Origin of the sequence: Nodosilinea sp. LEGE 07298, from assembly GCF_015207265.1 — a bacterium.
Lineage (GTDB): Bacteria > Cyanobacteriota > Cyanobacteriia > Phormidesmidales > Phormidesmidaceae > Nodosilinea.
This window is the reverse complement of sequence record NZ_JADEXE010000478.1, coordinates 1-3,179: the sequence shown is the minus strand read 5'-3', so window position 1 is coordinate 3,179 and position 3,179 is coordinate 1. Positions and strand designations below refer to the sequence as shown.

The following is a 3,179-nucleotide window of genomic DNA, read 5'->3' as shown; positions in this document are numbered from 1 at the left end:
AATAAGCACCTGATAGCCCCACCATGGGTAAGAGGCAAACACCTGTCTCACCAACAGTCGCCCCAGCAGCACCAGCAGCAAAGACAGCACCCAGGTGATTAAAAAGACGCCCCGCGAGTAGGTTTCACTCTCGCCCGTTAAAAATAGCCCCGCCCCCAGCACCATATAGGTGAAGCTGGTTGACAGGCAAATGCGGCGCAGTTCATCGACCGGGCTAATGCCCACGGCAGGGTAGAGCCCAGCGGCGGCATAGGCCAGCAAAAATATCCCTAATACGGGCCACAGTTGCCCATATAAATGGGGAGCGTACTCGCCCCCAAACGCCAGCCGCAGATAAACGCCAACGACACCGGCCAAAAATAAGGCCAGTAGATCAGATGCACCCAGGAGGCCAACCATCGGCAGCGATCGGGTTGACATCCTCAGCGACAATATTACGGGCTGAACCGTGCGCTCCAGAGGAAACATAAATTTCCCCAATACTCCTGCAACACCGACACTACTCTAATTCATCGCCCTGCTGAAATTTCAGCCACTTCTGCATCAAATAAGCCGTTAACTCTTGCTGAAACCTGAGTTCTGAGAATGTTTCGGCCTGATAACGAATGGTTTCAGCCACAAATTGATGGCGATGCCCATCAAAATACTGCACCGCCTGCACTAGATGATCGACAGTTTGCTGACCAAATAGCACTCCGGTTTTGCCGTCTACCACCGTCTCAGCGCAGCCGCCTTTGCCGTAGGCAATCACCGGTGCCCCCGCAGCCTGAGCCTCGACCACAGTAATGCCAAAATCTTCTTCCGCTGGAAACACAAACCCCCGACAACGCTCCATATAACTAGACAACACAGCGTCGGGCGGGTTCCGCAAAAACGTAATGTTTGACTGAGCAGTCTTCTGTAGCGAGGCCAGGGCTGGCCCATCCCCAATTACCACCAGTGGCAGGCCCAACCGGTTAAACGCTTCTACAGTCAGGTCAACTCGTTTGTAGGGCACGCAGCGCGACACCGTCAGATAAAAGTCTTCGCGGGGCTGCTGCCAGCGAAAGCGATCTATCGCCACGGGCGGATAAATTACCGTAGCGGGGCGACGGTAGGTTTTCCAAATTCGGCGGGCAACGTAGCGAGAGTTGGCTACAAAGCAGTCAACCCGGTGGGCTGTCGCTAAATCCCACAGCCGCAGGTAGTGCAAGATTAGCCGGGTCAGGGCGCTTTTAACACCGCTAGTCAGGCCCGCCTGCTGAAGATACTGCTGCTGCAAGTCCCAGGCGTAGCGAATGGGGGTATGCACATAGCTCACATGAAGCTGGTGGGGTCGCGTAAGCACCCCTTTAGCCACGGCGTGGTTGCTGGAGATGATCAGGTCGTAAGCTGAGAGGTCAAACTGCTCGATCGCCAGGGGCATCAGTGGCAGGTACTGGCGGAAGTGCCGCCGTGCCCAGGGCAAGCTTTGAATAAAGGAGGTCTGCACCTTGGTGCCGGGGGGAATCAGTGAGACCGCCTCGGGTTCTAAGAACTCGACCAGGCTAAAAACGTCTGCTTGGGGGCACAATCGCAATAGCTGCTCGACCACCTTTTCTGACCCGGCGCGGCTGACCAGCCATTCGTGCACGATGGCTGTGGAGATCGGTAGCTCTGCAGGAGAAGTCAAGATAGGCGGTCAGTGGGCGAAGGGACTGGGCCGATGGGACTGGGCAGTAGTCATCTGGTAGATCTGGGTTTAGGGGGGGTCTGAGCCAGAAGATACCCCTCAGCTAGGGGCGCAGGCCCTGCGCCCTGGTTAGGAAGCAAAATCCTTGAGTATTCTCGTGGCCAGAATGGCCCTAAGGGATGCGCCTCAAAAAAAAGTACCAGCTAGAGTAACTACTCCATATGGATTCTCGCCTGCACGGGAATGACGTTGGGACTTTATTAAATTTCGAGTCCCTAAAGCTCGGCTTTCAGCTCGCCAGCGGCCACCTTGTTGCTCACCAGTTGACGCACGAGCTCCAGTTCTTCGTAGGTAACTCTGCCGTCGGCCCGCATGGTAGTGGTGATGGCGTCCCGTTCTGCTTGGGTAAGCACGCCATCAGCGATCGCCTGCTCGATCGTCTGGCGCAGATTTTCTAACTCCTGCTGCTCCTCGGTGCTGAGTTCTTTAGCCATGGGTGCTCCTGATTGGCAGTTTCACGCTCCAATCTTATACCTATTCACAGGTGGCGCTACCCTCAATGCCTGCATAGCTCATATTCACGCGCGATCCGCTGCGCGGGGTACCCCCAGACAGATCGGTCAGCGATACCGGATAGCTGCGATCGCTGGTGGGCGGGCTAGTACTGCCCTGGTAGAGCGGCTGCCCCTGGTTACTGCTGCCCTGGCGACTAAGCGTAGCATCGAAGGTGTTTTTGGTTTCCATATTCACAAACCGCACCAGGTGAAAACCATTGGCGTCGTAGAAGGCCGTCACGGTCATGCCGTCCATCAGGCCTTCGCAGGTGCTGCTGGTGTCAGCCCGCTGCGACAGCGGCGTGGCCCGCCCTTCAGTATTGATAAAATCGCCCCGAATCCAGCCTTCGGCCCCCGATTCTTCAAACTTGACGAAATACCAGGTGCCATCGCTGCGATCGGCCGATCGCATCAGCTCCACAGGGTCGCCCACCAGACCATAGCCCCTAGCTGAGGATGAGGTGGTAGGCTGCGATCGCAAATTGATCTGTGCTTCGGGCTGGGCGGCAATCAGCTGCGCCGCCTGGGGTGGGTTTACGGCTTCCCCAGTGCCGCCAACCCCCGGTTCTGGCGGGTTCGCTGGCGCTGGCGTTGGTGTCGGCGGTGTCTCAGGAGTCGGTTCAGTCGGGTCACTCACTACCGGCTGCTCGTCTGCGGCGGGGGGAGCCTCTACCACCGTATCGTTGCGGTCTCTACAGCCGATCGCCGTTAGACTCAGCACACCGCAGAGCGCCAATGCCATCCATCCCTTGCCCCGTACCATGACGATTCCCCAAAAATTCCCAGAGATCTAGCATAGCGCCTGGTTTTAGGGGATTTTGGATTTCGAATTGGAGATTTTAGATTGTCACACCCGCAGCCTCCAGACCAGTCTCACCGCGCTATGCCCACTTACCGACCCACCTACACATCCACACATCCACACATCCACACATCCGCTCAGCCACTCCTACCGCCCAAACCGCACCACGCCC

At 57.1% G+C, this 3,179-nt stretch carries 3 protein-coding genes and 1 pseudogene; all 4 read right to left on the bottom strand.

What is annotated here, in order from left to right; all coding sequences use genetic code 11:
• Nucleotides 1-468: pseudogene (locus IQ273_RS31960) on the bottom strand (undecaprenyl-phosphate galactose phosphotransferase WbaP); the annotation flags it as partial.
• Nucleotides 469-499: 31 nt separating this feature from the next.
• Nucleotides 500-1,651 (bottom strand): glycosyltransferase family 4 protein, encoded by a 1,152-nt coding sequence (locus IQ273_RS31955; RefSeq protein WP_228054288.1) that lies wholly within the window; start codon nucleotides 1,649-1,651, stop codon nucleotides 500-502.
• Nucleotides 1,652-1,926: 275 nt separating this feature from the next.
• Nucleotides 1,927-2,145: a hypothetical protein gene (locus IQ273_RS31950; RefSeq protein ID WP_194027114.1), complete on the bottom strand. Its 219-nt coding sequence runs from the start codon at nucleotides 2,143-2,145 to the stop codon at nucleotides 1,927-1,929.
• 40 nt (nucleotides 2,146-2,185) lie between these two features.
• Nucleotides 2,186-2,968 carry an SH3 domain-containing protein gene (locus tag IQ273_RS31945; RefSeq protein WP_194027113.1) on the bottom strand — a complete coding sequence of 261 codons (783 nt, stop codon included), beginning with the start codon at nucleotides 2,966-2,968 and terminating at the stop codon, nucleotides 2,186-2,188.
• Nucleotides 2,969-3,179 lie beyond the last annotated feature (211 nt).